This window comes from Nocardiopsis sp. CNT312, from assembly GCF_000515115.1.
In the GTDB taxonomy this organism is placed as follows: domain Bacteria; phylum Actinomycetota; class Actinomycetes; order Streptosporangiales; family Streptosporangiaceae; genus Nocardiopsis.
The window spans coordinates 150,427-170,937 of record NZ_KI911538.1; the positions used below are offsets into that span (position 1 = coordinate 150,427).

A 20,511-nucleotide genomic window follows, 5' to 3' on the forward strand; every position below is an offset into this window, starting at 1 on the left:
AGGCTCCCCCCTTGGACATCAACCTCGCGCGGTGGCGCAAGTCCAGTTACAGCAACCCCGACGGCCCCCAATGCGTCGAGGTCGCCGACCTCCCCGGAGAGACGGCTGTGCGAGACACCCGGAACCGGGACCTCGGCCACCTCTCGTTCGAGAGTGGGGAGTGGGCGGGGCTCGTCGCCCTCCTCAAGAGGTAGGCGGCAACCCTGCCTCATGAGGAAATAGCGAGCCTTCACAAGGCTGCGGAGAGTACGCTTCTCGGGTGGCCGTCACCTCGATTCGTACCAGGTTTGCACCGTCGCCGACCGGCATGTTCCACGTGGGCAATGCCCGGTCCCTGCTGCTGAACCGGGCGGTCGCGCGACAATCCGGCGGCACGATGGTGCTGCGGATCGGGGACACCGACGCCGCTCGGTCCCGCCCCAAGGTGTTCACCACTGACAGGAACTCGATCGTGGTCCAGGGCGATCTGGTCACGAGCCTGGACAGCCCCGACGGCGAGGCCGTCGTCGAGATCCCCCGGCAGGTGTGGGAGGAGGCAGCCCGTGCGCTTGGAGGGTGAGGCCTGGCGCGAGTTCTTCGACGCGTTCAGCGACTACGCGTTCCGGCTGGAGACCCTGCCGGTCTACGGGGTCGCCTCCGAGGACGAGGAGTTCCAGCGTTTCCTAGTCGGCGAACCGCGCCCGGACGAGGAGCTGGCGGACTCCCCGTGGCTGCACCGGGTCCGCAGGTTCACCGCCTCCGGGCGCAGGGTGGGGCGTGTCCATGTCGTGACGCCGCCGCTGACGGACTACCTGCGCTATGAGATGGCGTGGGGGTACGACTTCAACATCCTGGCGGGCGAGGACGTGCGGATCCTCGAAACGGACGCACCGGCGGACCTTCCGTTCCCGGCGCACGAGGACTTCTGGCTTTTCGACGACGAGCACGTCGTCCTCATGCGCTACGAGGACGACGGCACACAGATCGACCGTATCCTCCTCGAAGGTGTGGACATCGGAGACTACATCTCCCGCAAGGACGCCGCGCTGCGCCTGGGGATCCCCTACGAGCAGTACAGGGCACGACTGAACTGAAGGGCCATCAAAATTCCGGACAGCTTCTCTTGCTGAAATGTCAGGCTGCGGGGTGATAACCCAGATGCTCGTTCCCGACTTCTTGAACGAGATCTGGATACGCGGGGGTGCTTCCCGTCATCTGTGCTTCGACCGGGTGCTTGTGGTGAGGGAACCAGCGGGTGTGTGGTGCCGGTCAAGGCCACGCAGGCGTTTTAGGGCATCGGTGTGGACTTCCTCGAACCCCGCGCCCGCCGTGCTGCGCACGACGCGTTGGACCTGGTGCGGCAGCTTGTGACGTACTGCGAGTGACAGCGCTTCGTCGTATAGGGCGTGCGCGCTGGTGAGGTCTCCAGCCGCCGAGAGCGCTTCCGCGGAGGTGACCGCCTCGATGGCCGCCCACTGAGGAGCCGGAGCCTCTCCCGAACTCGGGCGCGACTGGGCCAGTTCCGCAGCCAGAGCTGTGCGTCCGGTTCCCATGAATCCCCTCATGCGCACCTCACGCAGGGAGAAAGGGGTGAAGAGGATTCCGCTCGGCCCCACAGAATCCATCAACCGCTCGGCGGCGGCCACGGAGTCATCGTGCAGGTTCGCGTTCCCCTGCTCTCCGGCCGCGCGGGCGAGCAGGATGAGGGTCTGTCCCCGTTCCCTCTCGCCATAAGAGAGTTTCGCCGCCTCGGTCAGCCGCGCGATAGCGGCCTCCTCACGGCCCGCCTTCCTCAGCTCGTTGCCGTGCATCCGCAGCACGTGCCCGAGAAAGGCACCATCGTCAAGATGCCGGGCGAGCCGCATGGCCCGGCCCGTCCAGTACGCGGCCAAGTACAGCCGCTCCTCGGCCAGGACATGACCCAACGACGTGCCCAGGGTCGCCCGTGCACGCGCCAGCAGTGAGGCGGTCCCGTAGTCGACCCGCCCCTCCCTGAGCCGGGCCTCCAACCGGGCCACCAGCGGCCACAGCTCCTCAACCGCTTCGACAGCGCGCCCCGCCTGCCGCGCGATCTCTGCGAGCCGTACGGTCGACTCCCCGAACTGGAGCGCCGCGATGAAATCCGTGTCCTCCTCGGTCGTGATCCCCAAGGCGTGTGGTGGGATGGCCAGAACCCGGCTGACGTGCAAGAGCCCCTGACGGTCGCTGATGGTGCGCTGCCGCCGCTCCAGCAGGGACACATAGGAGGGGTCATAGCCGAGAAGCTCACCCATCGCCGCTTGCGACAAGCCGGTCAGTTTCCGGTAGCAGCGCAGGATTACCGCCAGCTCCCGGCTCTCCAAGGCCTGGCGTGCTTCAGGCAGTAGCCAGAGCCAGCGGACAGCGGGCACGGCGCTCACGCGCGGGAGCGGGCGAACCAGTCCAGGACCGACCGCTTGTAGCCCTCGGGCATCGGCAGGTCGGGTACCTGGGCCTCGGTGAACAGCCCGGCCTCCTTGTGCTCGCTGGAGACCACCACAGGAGCCTTGGAGTCCACACGGCACCCGTAGGTGACGATGAAGACGTGCCGGTCGACCTGGGTGATGTGGTACATCCACGAGTCGAGGATCCCGGTCACCCGCACGGGCCAACCGGTCTCCTCCTCGATCTCCCGGGCCAGGCACTCCTCGGGGGTCTCCCCGAGCTCGATCTTGCCGCCGGGCAGCTCCCACTCGTCACGCTCGTTGCGCAACAACAGCACTTGGCCGTCGCGGATCACGACGCCCTTGACCGAGACGGGGAACGCGTACGGGACGTAAGGGGTGTCGGACACGGGAGGGCTCGCTTTCGACGGCGTACGGGCTCGACACTGGCGAAGCTAGCAGGGAACCGTTGGCCCTCGGGCGGATCACGCCTTGACAGATTGTCACTGGCCTTCCCGTCCACCGTCCGTGAAGCTGATCGGTGTGTACGAGACAACACCCCCTGCGACCGCCGGTACCGATTCCCTCTTCAGCCGACACCTGTTTGACCTGAGCCGAAACGACCTCCACCGACGTCTGGTCCCCGCCCTCGCAGAGACCGGTTTGGCCACTTTCGATGGAATTCCCGACCGCGCGGCCTTCGCCGGTCTGGCCCGCGAACTGGTCGCTCTCTATCCCCACCCAGACGGCGACCCGGACGGCCTCACCCTGCTGCACGCACGAGAGGCAGAGGGGAATCCAGGAACCGGAAGACGAGGGTTCACCGACTCCGAACTCCTCCCTCACACGGAACGGTCATGCACACCGACTCCTCCGCGCCTGCTCATGCTCATGTGCCTGACCCCGGCCGACCATGGAGGCCGGACCCTCCTCACTGACGGACGAGCCGTCGCCGAGGACCTCGCCCATACCGAGCCGGAAACCTGGCGTGTGCTGTCGAGCCCGCGTACCGCCTACTTCGGGGGATCCACCGGCCACGCCGGGACCATCTTCGAGCCCACCGGTACCGACCAGTGGACGATCCGGCTGCGTCTCGACGAACTCGTCCGCTTCGCACCCCGCGCGATCCCGCACCTGGCGATCCTTCGGAAAGTCATCGACCGACACGTGACGAGCCTGCGCCTGGACTCGGGGCAGGGGTTCGTCCTCGACAACACACGCTGGCTCCACGGCCGCCACGCTTTCCAAGGACCTCGCGTGATGTTGCGCGCCCTGGGGGAACCGCGCCCTAGCCTTCCGCTGGACCGTGGATTCCGTGTACACCTCCCCGACCTCGAACTCACGACCAGGAACGAGTGACCATGACCGAGATCGTCAAACAGAGCTCGCGTGCCCTCCTTTTCGACAGTGAGCGGCGGCTCGTGCTCATCAAGCGCACCAAACCCGACCGGGAGCCCTACTGGGTCGCCGTGGGTGGCGGCCTCGAACTCGAGGACCGCACTACCGAGGCGGCCCTGCACCGCGAGGTGCACGAGGAACTCGGCGGCCGGATCGACCGCGCCCGCCAGGTCCTCCTCATCACCGACGACCTGCCCGGCGGCATCGGCCTCCAACACGTCTACACCGCACGACTGGTCTCCGCGGACCTGGCCCAGCGCACGGGTGCGGAGTTCGACGAACCCGGCCGGGGCACCTACGAGGTCGTCCGTGTCCCCGCCACGCGGGAGGCGCTGTCACAGATCCGCCTCCTCCCGCCCCGGCTCGCCGAGTTCGCCCACGCGAACCTCCACGGGCTGCTGGCCCTCACCGAGCAGGAGGACGGGCCCGAAGAGGCAGTCGAGGTGCCATGACCGCTTTCGTCAGCCTCAACGGTCCGGACAACAGTGGCAAGTCGACGCAGGCCCGCAGGCTGGCCCGCTCCTGGGACGGCTTCTGCGACCTGGGGCCCGTCCACCGGCACGATCCCGCCTCCTGGTCGCGGGTCTCCGGGCCGGAGTTCGGCATGTGGTGGTTTACCACCTCCACGACGGAGGAACTGACCCACCTGCTGTTCTCCGGCCACGAGGCCCGGGCCCAGGCGCTCCCTTCAGGCCGGGTCGGCCTCCTCGACCGCGGATGGCACATGCTCCTGGCCACGGCCGTCGCTACGTGCGCGGTGAAGGAATCCCTGCCGATCGAAGCGGCCTGGGACCGTGTCCTCGCGCTCCTGGGCACCCAGGAGCCCCACCCGGCGGAGGTCCTGGTCCTCCTGCTGCCCTCACCCGACACCGAACGCAGCGTCGCCATCGCCCAGTCGAGAGAGGGGCGTCCGTGGACCGGCGTCTACCTCGACTACCAGCGGCACCTGCACCGCGTGCTCCTGCGCATGGCGGGCCGAGGCGTGTTCGCTGGGGTCGTTTCCGGCCCTTCCCACGGCATCGGCGAGACGCACGCCCTGATCCGCCGCATCCTCGCCGCACACGGCGTCAATACCAGCTCAGGCCCTCATCCCGTACAGGAGGGACGACTCCCGTGACCATCCCGCCCCTGGCCCTCAGCGGCCCTCTCCGCCCGCTACTCTCCCTGCTCCCGAACAAGGAGCGCTTCCGATTCGATGAGGCCCTCGACGGCCTCCACCACACGAACCACCGCCTGTGGCTGGCTGAAGACGGCGTGCGCGTCGACCCGGTCGACACAGTACGGATCGCTGATGGCAAGCGCACGATCGACCAGCTCAACATGGACCGCGTCCGCCGCGCCGAACGCCTCGATGAGGTGATTGGCGCAGCGTGCCCGCCTGCCGCCCCCACCGCTCCGCTGCACACCGAGCCGATCAGCTCGGTGCTCGACCGCCTGTCGGTGACGGTGCTTCGCCTGCACCATACCCAGCGGGCGGCAGCCGACGATTCGAGCGTCCGCCCCCGAGTGGCCGGGGTCCGAGAACAGCTCCACGACCTGCGTGAGGCGCTCGGCCTCCTGATCGAGGACGTCGCGGCCGGCCGAAAGCGGATCCCCGACGGAAAGCGGTTCAAGCTCTACGGAACAGCACAGCGCATTGACACCGATCCTGCACCGAGCCCCCACCTTCCGCCGGTCATCGCGCTGGGCGGCCTGAGCGAATGCGGCAAGAGCACAGCGGGGCTCTTCCTCAACCGCGATGGGGGCGCCGCACGGTTCAAGATCGGCTACCTGCTAACCCAAGCCGCAGCCCGGCGCGGACTCGCCGACCCCTACGCCCTCTCGCCCAAGCGCCAGGCGGAGCTGCTCTTGGACGAGCTCAACCGGTTCGCCGACGCGCACCTGGACGTCGACCTGATCACCATCGAGTCCGTACACCGGGCCGAGTCGATCACGCAGCTCAAGGCGATGATGGGTGAGCTGCTGCGGGTGGTCTGCATCGACGCCCCCCTTCCCGTCCGGCTGGCACGTTCGGGAGCCGCCAGGTCGGCGCTGGAGGAAAAGGACCGCGTCAAGACCGACCGGGGAGCGGATCGGATCCCGGCCGATGAGGTGCTGGACAACTCCGGCAGCGTAACCCGCCTGCACGGACGGCTCCGGTGCCTGGCCAGCCCACCGGTCGGCTCCCGCTTGAAGACCGTCGCGGCCCAGGACCTCGCCCTGCCCGCTGACGTGCGGGCCGAGACCGCCCGGCTCGTGGACGCGCTGAGCACCGTCCCGGGGGAGGGGCTGGCGGCGTTGACGGGGAGCGCGGTCAACGGCGGGTGGGAGGAGGGCTGGTCCGACATTGACCTGCTCCTGGTCACCCAGAACGGATACGAAGCCCAGGTCGTGCGCGCGGTCGAGGAGTACCGTTCCGCGCTGTGGGACCTGGACCGCATCCCCCTGGGCGCGACGGTTCTCCCCCTCAACGAGGTCCAGGCCCGCCGACTCCCGAACCGTGTGCTCGCCGCGCTGGCCATGCTCCAGGAGGGCGCTCCCGCCTTTCTGGCAAGCCCCGCCCTGCGGCTTCCGGTGATCACGCGAGGCGAAGTCGAGCGCGCCACTCCCGCTGCCCTGGCCGAGGTGGTCGCCACCACGCGCCGCCTCCGACACGACCCGGGACGCGGAGGGGTCCGCACCCTCTACAAGCACCTGCTCCTGATCTGCCGACTCCTGCTCAGGGAGCAAGCGGTGTGGGCGAATGGCAACGACGACGCCATCCCCGAAGCCGTCCGCCTGCTTCCGGGACTGGGCCCCCTCGCCCTGCCGCCGCTGGCACAGATCATCGCCGCTCACCGGGACGGCACCGACCACGCCGCAGTGCTCGCAGCAGTCGAAGCCGCCGTGGACCGCCTCCTCGCCTGGCACCACCGCCAGTGCGCCGCCTGACCACGCACCGGAGAGGAACCGCATGGAAACCATCGCCCACGACGCCGCGTTCCACGCCGAGGTCGTCACCCGGCTGGACGTTGGCCCTGACAGCCGACCCGAACGGGTACTGCACGATCTAGACGGCACCCGAGCGGCGGTCCCGCCCGCCAGCCTGAACAATGTCGGACGGACACTGTGGGAACGCCTGCTGGGCAGCCTTCCCAGCAGCGCGGACGCCGACGCGATTCTCGGCCTGGACGCGGGCGGTATCGTGCCCGCCCTGGCCCTGAGCCTGGCCTCCGGGCTCCCCTACAAACTGGCCTGGAAGGTCCGTGTCCCCCTGCCGGGCGCTGTCCACTTCGTCGAAGGCCACGCCAACCGACCCAACGTGTTCGCCTACGGGATCACCCCCGGACACGGCTACGTCCTGGTCGACGACGAAGTGACCACCGGCATCACCCTGGTCAACCTCGCCCAGGCCCTGCGTGGCCAGGGGGCGCGTCCCGTAGCGGCGGTGTGCCTGGCGGAGGACACCCGCTACCGCGCCAGGCCCGTCATCGAGGAGCTCGGGATCCCCCTCCTCTCCCTCACCCGCCTCGGCGAGGACCGATGATCACCGACACCGCTCCGGCCACTCGCCACTGGGGGCACACCAGCTACACCTCCGCACAGGTGAGCGGGTTCCCGCTCGGCTACGACCGGGAAGCGACACCGGTCGCGGCCACGATTCCGGGCACTCCTGACCGCCCACTGCGGCGAGCCTTGGAGCGGTGCGCCGGGGTCGTGGCTGCCTTCGACGGCAAGCTGGGCGACTCCCTGCTCGCCCTCGGCGCGGTCGCCGCGATCACCGACGCGCTCGACGTCCTCGGCAGGAACGTCCCCCTCACCACAGTGGGCCGTTACGGCCACCTCTACCCGACAGGGTGGACAAACGGGGTCCGAGCGTCCCCGCCCCGGCTGATCGTCGGTGACGAACCCGGGCTGGCCCTGGCCAGCCCGACCCGCGACGACCACGTCATCTGCTGCCGACCAGAGCAGGCCCACTGCCGCATCGACGGTCCCCGCGCCCATCCCTTCCTCCCCGCCCGCTACTACCTGGGAATCGAGGAACGCCTCGGTCTGCGTCTTCCCGGCACACCGCCGTTCCTGCCGCCGCTGGCCCATGACAGCCCCTCCCCAGAGGAAGAGGGGCTGACGATCGCCGCCGTGACCGCGACGAGCTGGCCGGGACGCAAGGACTACGGCGCCGAGCGCTTCACCGCGGCCGCCCAGGAGATCGCCCGGGGAAGCCGCCGCCGTGTACGGCTCCTTCTCGTGTCCGGACACGGCCCTACGGCCCCCGCCCCTCCCGATACGGCCGAGGCGCGAGTCCAACCGGTCACTGGTGCTGACCTGCGAACACTCACAGACCTCTTTGCCCGGTGCGACGTGATCCTGGGCAACGACACCGGACTCACCCACCTGGCCGCGCTCGTCTCCGCCAAGGCTCAGGTCATCGGCCTGTACGGACGGCACTCCCACAGCAAGTGGCGCACCGGCCTCTCCCGCCACCATGCGCTCGCGACGCCCTTCTCCGAACATATGCACCGCCAGGACCTGTGCCCGGTCCGCGACCGTACGCACGAGACCGACAACGAACGGCGCGCACCGCTGTCCGCGATCTCCCCCGCGACCCTCGCCGACACCGCACTCCAGGCCCTGGAGCATCCATGAGGATCCCGAACCTGTTCCCACGCATCGGCACTCCGCTCACGTTCACCCGCAACCGCCTCTACCCGATCGACACACCGCGCCGCCGCCTCATCGCCAAGTGCATGCCCGACCACGGCGAAGCCCGCGCCGAAGCACGCGGACACCGGCTCTTGCGCGCGTGGTACCCGGCCCCCGAACTGCACTGCCGCCTCCGGCTCCCCGGACACACGGTCCTGGTCTACGAACGCCTTCCCGCAGGCACCGACCACGGGCTCCTGCTGGACCTGCTCAACACCCCCGATGACGGCGACCACTCGGCCCTGGACGCCTACATGCGCCACCTCACGGACACTTACCTGCGCGTCTTCACCAGAACGGCGAAGCTGAGCCCGCCCTCCGCCCTGGTCGGCAAGCTCTACCGAGACAGGGCCGCCCCCGGCGGGCGGCTCGACCACTACTACGCCCACCACGACATCCCCCTGACCGCAGCCGCGGACGGAGCCAGGCTCAGCGATCTTGCGCGCACCGGCCTGTACGTCAACGGGGACCACCACCGACTCGACTGGGCCAAGACGATCTCCTGGCTGCGCGGGGCGTTCCACACCCCCGTCTGGAGCGCGATCAGCCAGGGCGACCCCACCGACGTCAACCTCGCTGTCCCCCTGGCCTGGCTGGACTACGGCACCGCCGGACGCAACGCCATCGCGGGCGAGATCGCCAACTTCATGTTCTCCACGGCCGTCCTCGGAGGCTGGCTGGTCCCCACACTCAACCCGCAGGCGTTCACCCAGCACCCGGCCACATTCGACCGCCTCCCGGAGAACACACCACGCATCAGTACCCGATCCAGTTCGGGTACACCGCACATCCGTTTCACCGACCGACTCACCCGCGCCCGGCGACGCGCACTGTCCCGCTACTGGGAGCTGCTCGCCACCCCGCTCGCTGCCCGCTACTTCCCCGGCGACGCCTTCGCCGAGGCACTGCGCCCCTATCTGGCCATGCGGATCATCGCCGTGTTCGACCTCGCACACATGCCCTTGGACATGAGGCTGTACCTGATCGCCAAGCTCGCGCTGTGCACGGCCCCCGACTTCTCACCCGCCCGCTTCTTCGACCTGACGGAGGCCACATGCCCCACGAGCTGAACGGCCGCCTGGCTTTGGTGACCGGAGCCACCGGAGGCATCGGATCGGCCATCGCACGCACCCTCGCCGACTCCGGAGCCCGTGTCGCGCTCGCCCACTTCGCCACCCCGGCCCAGGCCCATGCTCTCGCCCAGCAGATCACCTCCAGGCAGGGAACGGCCGACACCTTCGAGGCGGACCTGCGCTCACCCACCGCGCCCGCGGAACTCTACGACCGCGTGCACGAACGGATGGGGTCGCCGGACATTCTCGTCACCGCCGCCGGAGACTACCCCCGCACACCGCACGCAGACCTCACCCGGCAGCGGTGGGAGGAGTGCCTGTCCCTCAACCTGACCGTCCACCACCTGCTTGCCCAGGTTGCCGCACCAGCCATGGCCACGCGCGGCCACGGCCGTATCGTCACCGTCGGCAGCGTGCTCGCCGCCACCGGCCGACACGGCCTCGCTGACTACATCGCGGCCAAGGCAGGACTCGAAGGCCTCACCCGGGCACTGGCCCGCGAACTCGGCACACACGCGGTCACCGTGAACTGCGTGGCCCCCGGATCCATCCGGGGCCCGGCTGAGAACCGGGTCGTCCCCGACCCGAAGGCCATGGAGAAACGACAACTCGCCCGGCAGTGCCTACAGCGTCGTGGCCAGCCCGAGGACGTCGCCGCCGCCGTGGAGTTCCTCGCCAGCGACGAGGCCGGATTCATCACCGGACAGACCCTGCGCGTAGACGGGGGATGGGTCCTTGGCTGACATCTACCTCATACGCCACGCACACTACGCCGGGCACAGCCCCGGATACCACGCACCCGACGACGCGCAACTCTCACCCCAAGGCGGGAGGGACACGATCGCGGCGGCCCAGCGGATACCCGTCGTGCACGCGATCGTCTCCAGCCCTTTGCGGCGCGCCCTCGAAACTGCCGAGATCTTGGCCGAGCACTCCGGGGGCCTGCGGATCGAGGTACTCCCCGAACTCCGGGAATGGCGCAGCCCGACTGCGATTCGGGCTATCCCTCCGGAGGACTTCCCCGAGGACTACGCCGCATGGCGCCACACACGGCTCCTTGATCCGGCCAGCCGCTACGGAGACGGCGAGTCCCCGCAGGAGTTGGCCGCCCGCGCCGCGCGGCTCCGTAACCGCCTAGCGCACCTTGCCGACAGATACGGTCCCGTGCTCGTGGTCTCCCACAAGCTCCTTTTCCGCGCGCTCACGGAGATGGGACCTCCAGCATCCGTGTTCACAGCAGGACCGGGGGACACATGGCCCTTTCTGGGCTTTCGCCGCTGGGACTCGAAAGCTCAATACCCGCACTGTATCCAGCTTCCTGGGGTTAGGGTCGGAGTATGGCCATTGATCCGGCAGAGTCCTTCGCCCGCCCCCGGGTCGCCGCCGGCGTCCTATTCTTCGACGACCTCGGACGGGTGATGATGGTGGTCCCCTCCTACAAGGACTACCCCGACATCCCCGGCGGCTACATCGAGCACGGGGAGACCCCGAGCCAGGCTGTGGCTCGGGAAGTCGAGGAGGAGTTGGGTGTCACCCCATCGATCGGCCGCCTGCTGGTTGTCGACTGGGCACCCAATCCTTCCGAGGGCGATAAGCAACTGTTCGTTTTCGATGGCGGTGTCCTCGCCAGGGAATGGCTGGACAAGATCGTTTTGGACCCGTCCGAACTGACCGGGTACGACTTCTACGCTGTGGACACCATCGAGTCGATCACCATCCCCCGCCTCGCCCGCCGTATCACTCACGGTGCGCACGCACGCGAGCAGGACACGACCGCGTACCTGGAGAACGGCCACCCCATCCCGTAGAGGGCACATGGTTGTTGAGCGATCAGTTGATTGCGACCTGAGGAAGACCTGGCTGGATTGTCCACTCGGAGAACCCCATCTTCACAGGCCAGCGGCTCGATATCTGATCATGTGAGGGGCTGAAAAATTCGTTTGCTACCGAGGCTCAGCATGAATACAAGGGTGCTCTGAGTGGCAGTTGTTCGTTAGTGTGATGCGTGGGCGTTTACTGGCCAACCCACGAAAGATCCCTGGTGCTGGTAGACCAGGTTGACATTGATGGAGTCCAAGAGATCTACGAGATCATCATGGGGTCTTCTGGGGAGGAGCACAGCGAGTGTGGGATCCGTGGGCGTAATGTGTCGCCGGTAGTCCATGAGTTGGCCGATGGCCATCCGCACGGATTCGCGTGTGCTCGTGCCCTTCGCCTCGTAGAGGACGTGGGAGTTGGTGTCGTAGAGGTCTGTCAGCAGACTGGATGAGAGACCAGCAACTCTGATCTGAAACCTGGCGACCCTGTGTTCATGTTCCTCAAGGAGCTTCTGAAATTCCTGGCACAGGGAAGCTTCGTTTCTTCTCACTGAGGTGCGCGGTACCGCTGACCGGGAGATCGGCTTCCCGTTGTGCATCTCCGGCTCGATCAGCGCGCTTTTCGTGATGTCAGGTGGAACCGAGACAACTTCCGTCTTGGACAAGGCCGTGATGGTGTCTTCAGGACTTGGTGGCAGAGCATCGATGGGGCGCAGCCGGAACACGATGACGTTGCGCATAACGCCCTGCTGGTTAGGTGCCTGCCGAGGGACATACGGCTGCTTGGGGTCAAGCTCGAACTTGCCGATATACCGCTGAAGCTTGGCTCCACTCCCTGGTACTTTTCCGCAAGCTTTGAAGACGCGAAGGTCACGTCCATCATCAACGTGCGTGAGGATAGCTTTGTTTCTCACCCCGTAGGGGCCAGTGAAGACCTGGTCGCCTTCCCCGTCTCCGGTGTATTCGAAAATATGTTCGGATTCTTCCTCTTCTGGGATCCACCCATCGTAGAAACCCGACTTCTCGCCGGAAGCTGGGTCGGTGTAGATCAGCACGTTGGGTGTGCGTGCAGAGGGTTGAATCCCTTGGCCTTGGCCACCGCCAAAGACTTCCTTCATCTTTGCGCGTGTAGTGAGGGCACCAGGTCTGATGGGGTCGTCAGCCATGCTTCCAAAGTACAGCTCTTATGTCGTATTTGTTAGCTTTTTTGGGATGGTGCTGCTATAGCTCCGTGAGCTGCACGAGTTGCTGGAGGGCTGAAGTTCCCTCAGCTCAAACCACCTCACCCACCCTCCACCGCCTTCGCCACCATGCCCCGCGACCCGTCCACCGTCACCACAGCCACCCGGCGGACGACCCCCGTTGACAACGGCGCATTCTCTGGAAGTGGGTCCCGACCCCGGAGGACACAACGCTCCCTCCCCGCGCCCGACCGGGAGGGCCGCCCCGGATACGCTCGGCGCGACAGCGCATCCGAGCGGGAGGAACCCACCATGACAGCGACCGCCGTCGTCACCGGAGCCAGCAGCGGGATCGGCGCGGCCACCGCGCGCGGGCTCGCGGTCGCGGGTTTCGACGTGGTGCTCGTCGCCCGCCGCGCCGACCGGATCGAGGCCCTCGCGGCGGAGCTGGCCGAGCAGGGCCACAGCGCCCGCGCCCACACCCTGGACGTCACCGACCGGCCCGCGGTCGACGCCTTCGCCGCCTCGCTGGACTCCTGCGCGGTCCTGGTCAACAACGCGGGCGGCGCGATCGGCCGCGACACGGTCGCCACCGGGGACCCGGAGGAGTGGCGCGCGATGTACGAGGTGAACGTCCTGGGCGTGCTGCACATGACCCAGGCCCTGCTGCCCAAGCTGCGGGAGAGCGGCGACGGCACCGTGCTGATCCTGTCCTCCACCGCTGGCCTGGACGTCTACGAGGGCGGCGGCGGTTACGTGGCGGCCAAGCACGGCGCGCACACCACCGCCAGGACTCTGCGCCTGGAGCTGTGCGGCGAGCCGGTGCGGGTGGTGGAGATCGCTCCCGGCATGGTCAAGACCGAGGAGTTCTCCCTGAACCGGCTGCACGGCGACGCCGAGGCGGCCGAGGCGGTCTACGCGGGGGTGCCCGGTCCGCTGACCCCCGAGGACGTCGCTGACACCGTGGTGTGGGCGGTGACCCGCCCGCCGCACGTCAACATCGACCTTCTGGTGGTGCGCCCGCGCGCCCAGGCCTCCAACACCAAGGTGCACCGGGTGCGGTGACCTCCGGCGTGCCGCCGCCCTGCTCCCGTGATTGTGCTACCGGTGCACGGAACCTGCCGTCTCCTGTGCTGGTAGCACGGTCACGGAGAGAGCCGGGTACCCGCTGTCCACAGGTCGGAGAACCCACTGCCATCCGCCGCCGTTCGGCCGCACGCTGGGGATATGGACCCGATCCTTCCTCCACAAGCCGTCGCGCTCGATACGGCCGCCCGCCAGTACGGTGTCCTCAGTTGGGACCAGGCCAAGCACATCGGACTCACCAAGAGCGACGTCCGCCGGTTCGTACGCAACGGAAACTGGCGACGTGTCTATCCACGCGTCTACGCCGTCCTCGCCCTCGTGGACGCCACTGATCCGGGCCTTCGCCTGCGCGCGAAGGCCATGGCCGCCCAACTGGCGCTCGGTGAGGCGTCGTTCGTGGGCGGTAGGACCGCCGTGAGGCTGTGGGGCATACAGGGCCTGCCCGAAGGGGACCTCCACGAGACGCACATGGTCATCCCCGCCCGCGGTACCCAGCGACACATCGCCGGGATCACGCTGCACACCTGGAAGACCCGCCCCGAACAGGTCACCACCATCGACGGTGTCCTCCGTTCGGCCACCCCCCAGCGGGCTCTGGCGGACACTCTCCTGGACGTCGATCGGGAGACGGCCGTCTGCCTCATGGATTCGGCACTCAACAAGGGGCTCATCGGGGCCGAGGAGATCGAGGAGGTCGAGCGCGTCAACTGGAGGCGCAGGGGATCCGTTCGCCTGCGAGGCTGGTGGCGGTCGGCCGACGGCCGCGCGGAGAGTCCGCTGGAGACCAGGGTGCGCCTGGTCTGTGTCGACGGCGGCCTGCCGCCCACCGACCTGCAGCACCGTTTCTTCGACGGTCGGGGCCGATGCATCGCCAGGGTCGACTTCTGGTGGGAGGACCTCGACCTCATCGGTGAGGCGGACGGGATCGGCCCGCACGGCTCCCCGCGGGTCCTGGCGAGGGACCGCACACGGCAGAACGCCCTCCAGCTCTGGCACCCGTCGACGCGCATCGTCCGGTTCACCTGGGGCGACCTCAACCGCCCCGAGTACATCCTGGCGACCGTCGCCCGACACCGGGCATGACCGCCCGGCCCTGTTGATCGTGCTACCGGTGCACGGAATCGGCTGTTTCCCTGTGCTGGTAGCACGATCACGTCCGGGTTTGGGGATATCCCACGCTCAGGTGGTGTAGTCGGCGTTGATGCGGATGTAGCCGTCGGTGAGGTCGCAGCCGTAGACGGTGAAGGCGCCGTCGGCGACGCCCAGGTCGACGCCGATCACCACCTCCTCGCCCTTCATGTGCTCGGCGGCACGCGCCAGGACCTCGTCGGTGGCCTCCGCGGGGTAGGTCTCCACGTCGCCGAAGACGATCCGCACGTTCTCCGGCTCGACGTCGGTCTCCGCGTCGAGCTTGCCGACGGCCATCGCCACGCGGCCCCAGTTCGGGTCGGAGCCGTGGACGGCGGTCTTGACCAGCGGCGAGTTCACGACCGCCTTGCCCACGCGCTTGGCCTGCGCGTCGTCGCGCGCGCCGGTCACCCGCACCTCGATGAGCTTGCCGGCGCCCTCGCCGTCGGAGGCGATCATCCGGACCAGCTCCAGGGCGACGCCGTAGAGGGCCTCCTCGAAGGCGGCGGTGTCCACGGGGCCGGCGACGCCGTTGGCGAAGATCGCGGCGGAGTCGCTGGTGGAGGTGTCGGTGTCGATGCTCAGGGCGTTGAACGTGCGGTCCACGACCCGGCGGAACACCGCGTCCAGGACCGGCTGCTCCAGGTCGGCGTCGGTGAAGAACCAGGCCAGCATGGTCGCCATGTCCGGTTCGATCATGCCGACGCCCTTGGCGATGCCCGTCACCGTCGCCTTCCCGACCGTGGCGGAGGCGGTCTTGGGGCGGGTGTCGGTGGTCATCTGTGCGGCGGCGGCGCGGTCGAGGTCGGCCGGAGGGAACTCGGCGGGCAGGGCGTCCAGGAAGGCGCGGACCTTGTCCATGGGGTAGGGGCGGCCGATGACCCCGGTGGAGGCGATGAGCAGTTCGCCGGGCTCGATCCCCGCCGCGCGCGCCACCCGTTCCTGGACCTCCAGGGCGTTGGCCTCGCCGGTCATGGTGGCCACGTTGGCGTTGCGGCTGATGACGGTGACGCCGCGGGCGCGGCCGTCGGCGGCGGCGTTGCGGCTGATCACCACGCTGGATCCGGCGAAGCGGGACTTGGTGAACACGGCGGACACGTGTGCGGGCACCTCGGAGACCACGGCGAAGAAGTCGTCGTGGGGGTCCTTGATCCCGATGTTGCCGGCGATACCGCGGAATCCGGCGGGCACGGGGGTCTGGCTGCTCAATGGTCCTCCTCGGGGTTCCTGGGCGTCAGCGTACTTCGGAGACCGCGGCTGAGGGGGACGGCCTTCTCCACGTTATGGGAGTTTCGTAACACGCCTGGCGGACTCCGTGTGGCGACACTGGAAGAGCGGGGTATCGGCTGAGGTGAGAGCGGGAGGCGTGTCGTGCACGACGGTGACTGGCTCACGGAGACGGGAGGGCGGATCCGCGGTGTCCTCAAGTCCATGGTCGACGGGGGGCGGTTGCCGGGCGGCACCGCCGTCGTCGGTACCGGGGGGATGTGGGAGTTCGTGGCCGTGGGAGGGGTGGACGGTGAGCACGGGACCGCGCCGGACGTCCTCTACGACGTGGCCAGCCTGACCAAGATGATGGCGACCTGGCCGCTGGTCGGGCAGGCCGTCGCCGACGGCCTGGTGGACCTGGACGCGCCCGTGTCGCAGTACCTGCCCGCCGAGGGGCTGCCGGGTGGGGCGGTGACCGTGCGCCGGATCCTCACCCACACGAGCGGGCTCAACCCGGTGACGTGGCTGGAGCGGTACGTGGGCACCGACCAGGACCTGGCGGAGGCGATCCTGGCCGACCCGCTGGAGGAACCGGGGCGCCACCACTACATCGACCGCGGGTTCATCCTGCTGGGTCTGGTCCTGGAGCGCCTGTACGGCAGTGGCCTGGACGTCCTGGCGGCCGAGCTGTGGGACGAGTTCGGGATGCGCTCGACGGTCTTCGGGCCGCTGACGCGTTCCCTGGCGGTGGCGCCGACGGAGGTCCGGTTGCCCGGGACGGCACCGACCTGGGGGGTGGTGCACGACGAGGCGGCCGCGCTCATGGGCGGGGTGGCCGGGCACGCGGGGGTGTTCACCACCGCGATCGACCTGGGTGCCTTCGCGCGGGAGGTGCTGCGGGAGGGTGAGTCCGGGGGCGGGGTGCTCCCTGCGTCGTACGTGCGCGAGAGCTGGCGCCCGCACGCGGACGCGGGGGAGGGGCTCTGGCGGGGGCTGGGCTGGCTGGTCACCCCGGAGGGGGTCGTCCACCACAACGGGTTCACCGGGACCAGCCTGTTCCTGCACCCGGAGAGCGGCCGGTACGTGGGCGTACTCACCAACGCGGTGCACTACGGGCGGGAGCGGACGGGGCTGCGGGAGCTGCGGGCGCAGGTGCGCGCGGCGCTCACCCCGCAGCCGCACCACGGATCGCAGCCGTGAGGGCGGTGAGCAGGCCGGCCAGACCGGCGGGGCCGGGGACGACGAGGTCGGCGGCCTCGGCGACGGCGGTGACCTCGTCGGAGGTGGAGCACACCTTGAGCCCGTGGCGGCCCCGCTCGCGCAGGCTGTCCACGGCGTCGAAGGCGGGCAGGTCGCCCAGGTCGTCTCCGGCGTAGAGCACGGTGGCGGCCCCGGTCTCCTCGACGAGTCCGCGCAGTGCCGCGCCCTTGTCCACACCCTGTGGACGGAGTTCGATCACCATCCTTCCGGGCTCCACCTTCAGCCCGGTCCGCTCGGCGAGGCGGCCCAGGGCGGGGGCGAGCAGGGCGAGGGAGCCGTCGGGGTCGGCCGTGCGCCGGGTGTGGACGGCCAGAGAGCGTCCCTTGTCCTCGGTCCACGTGCCCTCCGGAGCGCCCGCTTCGGCGAGCACGCCGGGCAGGTCGGCGCGGACCCGCGCCACGCCGGGCGGCGGGTCGGCGGCGGTGACGCGCCCGTCCGCCCAGCGCTCGGCCCCGTAGTGGCCCAGGACGGTGATGCCGGGCACCCGGTCCAGGCCGCCCAGTTCCACGGCGGTGGCGGCGGGGCGGCCGGTGACCACCGCGACCGAGCCGAGCGTGCCGGCCAGTTCGGCCAGGAGTTCCACGATCCCGGGCAGGGGCGCGGAGTCGCGCGGGTCGGCGACGATGGGGGCGAGGGTGCCGTCGAAGTCGAAGGCGGCCAGAGCCCGGGCGGGCTCGGCCAGGAGGAGGTCGAGGGCGGAGCGTCCGGCGGCCGTGTTCGGCCGAGGCAGGGACATGCGGGGCCTTTCCTGGGAGGCGGAACGGGGCCGGTGCGCCCGGGCGCACCGCCGGGGGTTCGGCGGTGCGCCCGGGAGAGCGCCGGTGGTGGAGGGCCGCCCGCGGGGTCCCTGAGCGGGCGTGTGGGGCGGGCCCAGGGTCAGAGTCGGATACCGAGACGGCGTGCGTTGCGTTGGCGTCTGCGGTCGGCGCGCAGCCGGCGCAGGCGTTTGACGGTCATGGGGTCGTGGGCGAGCGCCTCGGGGCGCTCTACCAGTCCGTTCAGTAGTTGGTAGTAGCGGGTCGCGGAGAACCCGAACTCGTCGCGGATCGCCTGTTCCTTGGAACCCTCGAACTTCCACCACTGGCGTTCGAAGGCGAGGATGCGCTGGTCGCGTTCGGCGAGGGCCGACTGGCCGTCCTCGGCTGGACCGATATTCGGCATAGGACACCCCCTGGACGGGAAATTGGATGGTCCGGATCGGCGCGACCATGCTAGCGACTCGACATGCCCAGTGAAGGCTTCGGCGGCCAGGACTGGCACGAGGGATACAGTTGCCTTTCCTGGCCCTCAAGGCACTTGTCCCTGCTGTGATCATGTGCTCATGGGAGAATCGCGGTGGTCCGGACTGGACCGTGGAACGCCGATCGCAATGTTCGAGGGAGTCTGACGTGCTCGGGGGCAACAGCCGTAACACGACTCGCAAGCGCCGCTTGGGAACCGTGGGGGCCGTCACGGCCACCGTCCTTCTCGGCACGGTGGCCGTTCCGTCCGTGGCCGTCGGCCAGCCGGACTTTCGCCCCGAGCAGTGGGGGCTGCTCTCCATCGGCGTCGAGGAGGCGTGGGAGAACACCTATGGCAGGGGCACCACCGTCGCCCTGCCCGGTGCCGCCGTCCCCGAGGACCACCCCGACCTGGTCGACAACGTGACGGTGGACACCGCCTACGGCCCCAACGAGGGCGACCTCGACCAGGGCACCGCCGTGGCCGCCCTGGTGGCCAGCCACGGCCACGGCATGGACGCCGACGGCGGCATGCTCGGGGTCGCACCCGAGGCCGGGGTGCTGGCCTTGCCCACCGCGGACCTGCTGCCCGACGCCGTCCGCGGAGCCGCCGACGAGGGGGTCCAGGTCATCCTGCTGCCTGAGGCGGCGCAGGCCTCGGACGCGGACCTGGCCGCCGCCACCGAGGAGGCGGTGGGTGCCGGGGTCCTGGTCGTGGGGCCTGCCGGGGGAGACGACCCCAGCGTGCTCTCCGTCGCGGGAGCGGACGAGAACGGCGCCCTGATCCCCGGGTCCCCCGACACCGCCGACATCGCACTCACCGCGCCCGGTGCCGCACTGGCCGCCACGTCGCCCGACGGAAGCCCCGCGCAGGTCACCGGTGCGTCCTACGCGGCCGCCATGGCCGCTGGGGCCGCCGCCCTGCTGCTCACGCAGTACCCGCAGCTCAGCCCGGACCAGGCCCGACAGGCCCTGGTCGAGGGCTCGCAGCCCGGGCCGGAGGGGACGCCCGCCCTCCACCTGCCCTCGGCGGCCGGTGCGGCGGCCGAGATCACCCAGGGCGACCCGCTCATCGACGAGGAACTGCTCGAACGCTCCCAGGAGGGTCCGGGCGTCCCCTTGTGGGCGTGGTTCGCCGCGGTCGGTGCCGTCCTGCTTCTCGGGGCGCTGCTGGTCGCGGTGTGGATGCGCCGCTCCAGCGCCGATCCCTACGGGGTGCGCGAGGACCGCCGCCACGAGGACGAGGAGATCGCCGCCGAACGCGCCGCCGCGAAGGAGGCCGAGCGCCCCGCCAGGGGCGGGCGCCGCCGCAAGCCGCGCAACGGCAGGGGCTGAGATCTCTTTCCCCGCGGGTTTTTCTGGTCGGGAGCCAGACCCCGGACCGGTCCGGACACCCGCGGAGCGCGAGGGTGACATCATGCGCGTGCACATACAAACACGTATCGGTGTCTTGACTAGTGCGGGGTGACAGAGAAATCTTGTGGCATGCCACCCCTGGAAACGTCACCGCTGCCCTTCCGAGGACGCGCGGAGGTCGCCCGACACCGTGACCTCCCGCCCGGACCTGTCCTGATGTCCCCCTACGACCCCAAATGGCCGCTGCTCTCCGCCCGGCAGAAGGCGAAGGTGCACGAGGCCCTGGGCGAGCGCGCCCTGCTCATCGAACACGTCGGATCGACCGCGGTTCTCGGCCTGGCGGCCCGGCCCTGCGTCGACCTGCTGCTGGCCGTCGCCGACCCCGACGACGAACCCGCCTACCTGACCGACCTGGAGCACGCCGGCTACCGCGTCGTCGCCGACCGGGACAGCCCGTTCGGCCACCGGGTGCTGGAGGGGCTCGACGTCAACCTCAACCTGCACGTCCTGGGCGAGGGCGACCCGGAGATCGAGCGCATCCTCGCCTTCCGCGACCGCCTGGCCGCCGACGAGGACACCCGCGAGCGCTACCGTGCGCTCAAGGACGGCCTCGCCGAGCGCACGTGGGAGCGCGTCGACGACTACATCAGCGCCAAGTCCGCGTTCGTCGACGCCGTCCTCGCCGAGAGCGGCGCGCCGCCACGGAGCCCGTCCTGAGGGCGAGGGTGGCGCGACCCGCC

Annotated in this window: 23 protein-coding genes and 1 pseudogene; 18 read left to right on the top strand and 6 right to left on the bottom strand. The window is 69.4% G+C overall.

Annotated features, from left to right (window positions below; genetic code table 11):
* The first annotated feature begins 11 nt into the window (after positions 1 to 11).
* The 3 genes and pseudogenes from B042_RS0120940 (at position 12) to B042_RS0120950 (ending at position 1,073) form a co-directional block, all read left to right on the top strand.
* The gene (locus tag B042_RS0120940; RefSeq protein WP_028649993.1) at positions 12 to 194 is read left to right on the top strand and encodes a DUF397 domain-containing protein; all 183 of its coding nucleotides are present in this window, start codon (positions 12 to 14) and stop codon (positions 192 to 194) included.
* Between the two features lie 65 nt (positions 195 to 259).
* Positions 260 to 424: pseudogene (locus B042_RS26790) on the top strand (glutamate--tRNA ligase family protein); the annotation flags it as partial.
* Between the two features lie 118 nt (positions 425 to 542).
* A complete protein-coding gene (locus B042_RS0120950) occupies positions 543 to 1,073 on the top strand; it encodes a DUF6879 family protein (protein WP_028649994.1) in 531 nt (176 codons plus the stop codon).
* Between the two features lie 117 nt (positions 1,074 to 1,190).
* On the opposite strand, the gene B042_RS26290 is transcribed toward B042_RS0120950, so the two are convergent.
* Together B042_RS26290 and B042_RS0120960 are read right to left on the bottom strand one after the other, a co-directional pair.
* A complete protein-coding gene (locus B042_RS26290) occupies positions 1,191 to 2,378 on the bottom strand; it encodes a helix-turn-helix domain-containing protein (protein ID WP_197024377.1) in 1,188 nt (395 codons plus the stop codon).
* Positions 2,375 to 2,791 carry an NUDIX domain-containing protein gene (locus tag B042_RS0120960; RefSeq protein WP_028649995.1) on the bottom strand — a complete coding sequence of 139 codons (417 nt, stop codon included), beginning with the start codon at positions 2,789 to 2,791 and terminating at the stop codon, positions 2,375 to 2,377. The genes B042_RS26290 and B042_RS0120960 overlap by 4 nt, the downstream gene beginning before the upstream one ends.
* Before the next feature lie 133 nt (positions 2,792 to 2,924).
* On the opposite strand from B042_RS0120960, the gene B042_RS25445 reads away from it, so the two are divergent.
* From B042_RS25445 to B042_RS0121005, 10 genes are read left to right on the top strand one after another with little or no spacing between them, the layout of a single operon-like run.
* A complete protein-coding gene (locus tag B042_RS25445; RefSeq protein ID WP_255342381.1) occupies positions 2,925 to 3,740 on the top strand; it encodes a TauD/TfdA family dioxygenase in 816 nt (271 codons plus the stop codon).
* 2 nt (positions 3,741 to 3,742) lie between these two features.
* Entirely contained in the window at positions 3,743 to 4,231 is a 489-nt protein-coding gene (locus B042_RS0120970) for an NUDIX domain-containing protein (RefSeq protein WP_028649996.1), read from the top strand.
* Positions 4,228 to 4,896: a hypothetical protein gene (locus B042_RS26795; RefSeq protein ID WP_028649997.1), complete on the top strand. Its 669-nt coding sequence runs from the start codon at positions 4,228 to 4,230 to the stop codon at positions 4,894 to 4,896. Before B042_RS0120970 ends, B042_RS26795 begins: the two co-directional genes overlap by 4 nt.
* Positions 4,893 to 6,689, top strand: a complete 1,797-nt coding sequence (locus B042_RS0120980) for a DUF4254 domain-containing protein (protein ID WP_036555783.1) — start codon at positions 4,893 to 4,895, stop codon at positions 6,687 to 6,689. Before B042_RS26795 ends, B042_RS0120980 begins: the two co-directional genes overlap by 4 nt.
* Before the next feature lie 22 nt (positions 6,690 to 6,711).
* Positions 6,712 to 7,284, top strand: a complete 573-nt coding sequence (locus B042_RS0120985) for a phosphoribosyltransferase (protein ID WP_028649999.1) — start codon at positions 6,712 to 6,714, stop codon at positions 7,282 to 7,284.
* Entirely contained in the window at positions 7,281 to 8,384 is a 1,104-nt protein-coding gene (locus tag B042_RS0120990; protein WP_028650000.1) for a glycosyltransferase family 9 protein, read from the top strand. The genes B042_RS0120985 and B042_RS0120990 overlap by 4 nt, the downstream gene beginning before the upstream one ends.
* A complete protein-coding gene (locus B042_RS0120995) occupies positions 8,381 to 9,511 on the top strand; it encodes a hypothetical protein (protein ID WP_028650001.1) in 1,131 nt (376 codons plus the stop codon). The genes B042_RS0120990 and B042_RS0120995 overlap by 4 nt, the downstream gene beginning before the upstream one ends.
* The gene (locus tag B042_RS0121000) at positions 9,496 to 10,257 is read left to right on the top strand and encodes an SDR family NAD(P)-dependent oxidoreductase (protein WP_028650002.1); all 762 of its coding nucleotides are present in this window, start codon (positions 9,496 to 9,498) and stop codon (positions 10,255 to 10,257) included. The genes B042_RS0120995 and B042_RS0121000 overlap by 16 nt, the downstream gene beginning before the upstream one ends.
* Complete coding sequence (locus B042_RS25450) at positions 10,250 to 10,933, top strand: histidine phosphatase family protein (RefSeq protein ID WP_081748933.1); 684 nt, start codon at positions 10,250 to 10,252, stop codon at positions 10,931 to 10,933. The genes B042_RS0121000 and B042_RS25450 overlap by 8 nt, the downstream gene beginning before the upstream one ends.
* A complete protein-coding gene (locus B042_RS0121005; RefSeq protein WP_028650003.1) occupies positions 10,852 to 11,322 on the top strand; it encodes an NUDIX hydrolase in 471 nt (156 codons plus the stop codon). Before B042_RS25450 ends, B042_RS0121005 begins: the two co-directional genes overlap by 82 nt.
* A 185-nt stretch (positions 11,323 to 11,507) precedes the next feature.
* On the opposite strand, the gene B042_RS25975 is transcribed toward B042_RS0121005, so the two are convergent.
* A complete protein-coding gene (locus B042_RS25975; RefSeq protein ID WP_155989276.1) occupies positions 11,508 to 12,497 on the bottom strand; it encodes a hypothetical protein in 990 nt (329 codons plus the stop codon).
* Between the two features lie 327 nt (positions 12,498 to 12,824).
* Here B042_RS25975 and B042_RS0121010 point away from each other — a divergent pair, with 327 nt between their 5' ends.
* Positions 12,825 to 13,577: an SDR family NAD(P)-dependent oxidoreductase gene (locus B042_RS0121010; protein WP_028650004.1), complete on the top strand. Its 753-nt coding sequence runs from the start codon at positions 12,825 to 12,827 to the stop codon at positions 13,575 to 13,577.
* A 162-nt stretch (positions 13,578 to 13,739) separates the two neighbouring features.
* Positions 13,740 to 14,681, top strand: coding sequence for a type IV toxin-antitoxin system AbiEi family antitoxin domain-containing protein (locus tag B042_RS0121015; protein WP_036555785.1), 942 nt, complete (start codon positions 13,740 to 13,742; stop codon positions 14,679 to 14,681).
* Between the two features lie 96 nt (positions 14,682 to 14,777).
* Here B042_RS0121015 and argJ read toward each other — a convergent pair whose 3' ends face one another.
* The gene (gene argJ / locus B042_RS0121020; RefSeq protein ID WP_028650006.1) at positions 14,778 to 15,935 is read right to left on the bottom strand and encodes a bifunctional glutamate N-acetyltransferase/amino-acid acetyltransferase ArgJ; all 1,158 of its coding nucleotides are present in this window, start codon (positions 15,933 to 15,935) and stop codon (positions 14,778 to 14,780) included.
* Between the two features lie 162 nt (positions 15,936 to 16,097).
* Between argJ and B042_RS0121025 the strand changes: the two genes are divergently transcribed.
* Entirely contained in the window at positions 16,098 to 17,135 is a 1,038-nt protein-coding gene (locus B042_RS0121025) for a serine hydrolase (protein ID WP_028650007.1), read from the top strand.
* Here the strand turns inward: B042_RS0121025 and otsB are convergent.
* Positions 17,101 to 17,931, bottom strand: a complete 831-nt coding sequence (otsB, locus tag B042_RS0121030) for a trehalose-phosphatase (protein ID WP_028650008.1) — start codon at positions 17,929 to 17,931, stop codon at positions 17,101 to 17,103. The genes B042_RS0121025 and otsB overlap by 35 nt on opposite strands.
* Positions 17,932 to 18,071: 140 nt before the next feature.
* The gene (locus B042_RS0121035; RefSeq protein ID WP_028650009.1) at positions 18,072 to 18,356 is read right to left on the bottom strand and encodes a DUF3263 domain-containing protein; all 285 of its coding nucleotides are present in this window, start codon (positions 18,354 to 18,356) and stop codon (positions 18,072 to 18,074) included.
* 227 nt (positions 18,357 to 18,583) lie between these two features.
* On the opposite strand from B042_RS0121035, the gene B042_RS0121040 reads away from it, so the two are divergent.
* Together B042_RS0121040 and B042_RS0121045 are read left to right on the top strand one after the other, a co-directional pair.
* On the top strand, positions 18,584 to 19,750 hold the full coding sequence (locus tag B042_RS0121040; protein WP_028650010.1) for a S8 family serine peptidase: 1,167 nt from the start codon (positions 18,584 to 18,586) through the stop codon (positions 19,748 to 19,750).
* Positions 19,751 to 19,987: 237 nt separating this feature from the next.
* On the top strand, positions 19,988 to 20,488 hold the full coding sequence (locus B042_RS0121045) for a GrpB family protein (protein WP_369797743.1): 501 nt from the start codon (positions 19,988 to 19,990) through the stop codon (positions 20,486 to 20,488).
* Positions 20,489 to 20,511: the final 23 nt, after the last annotated feature.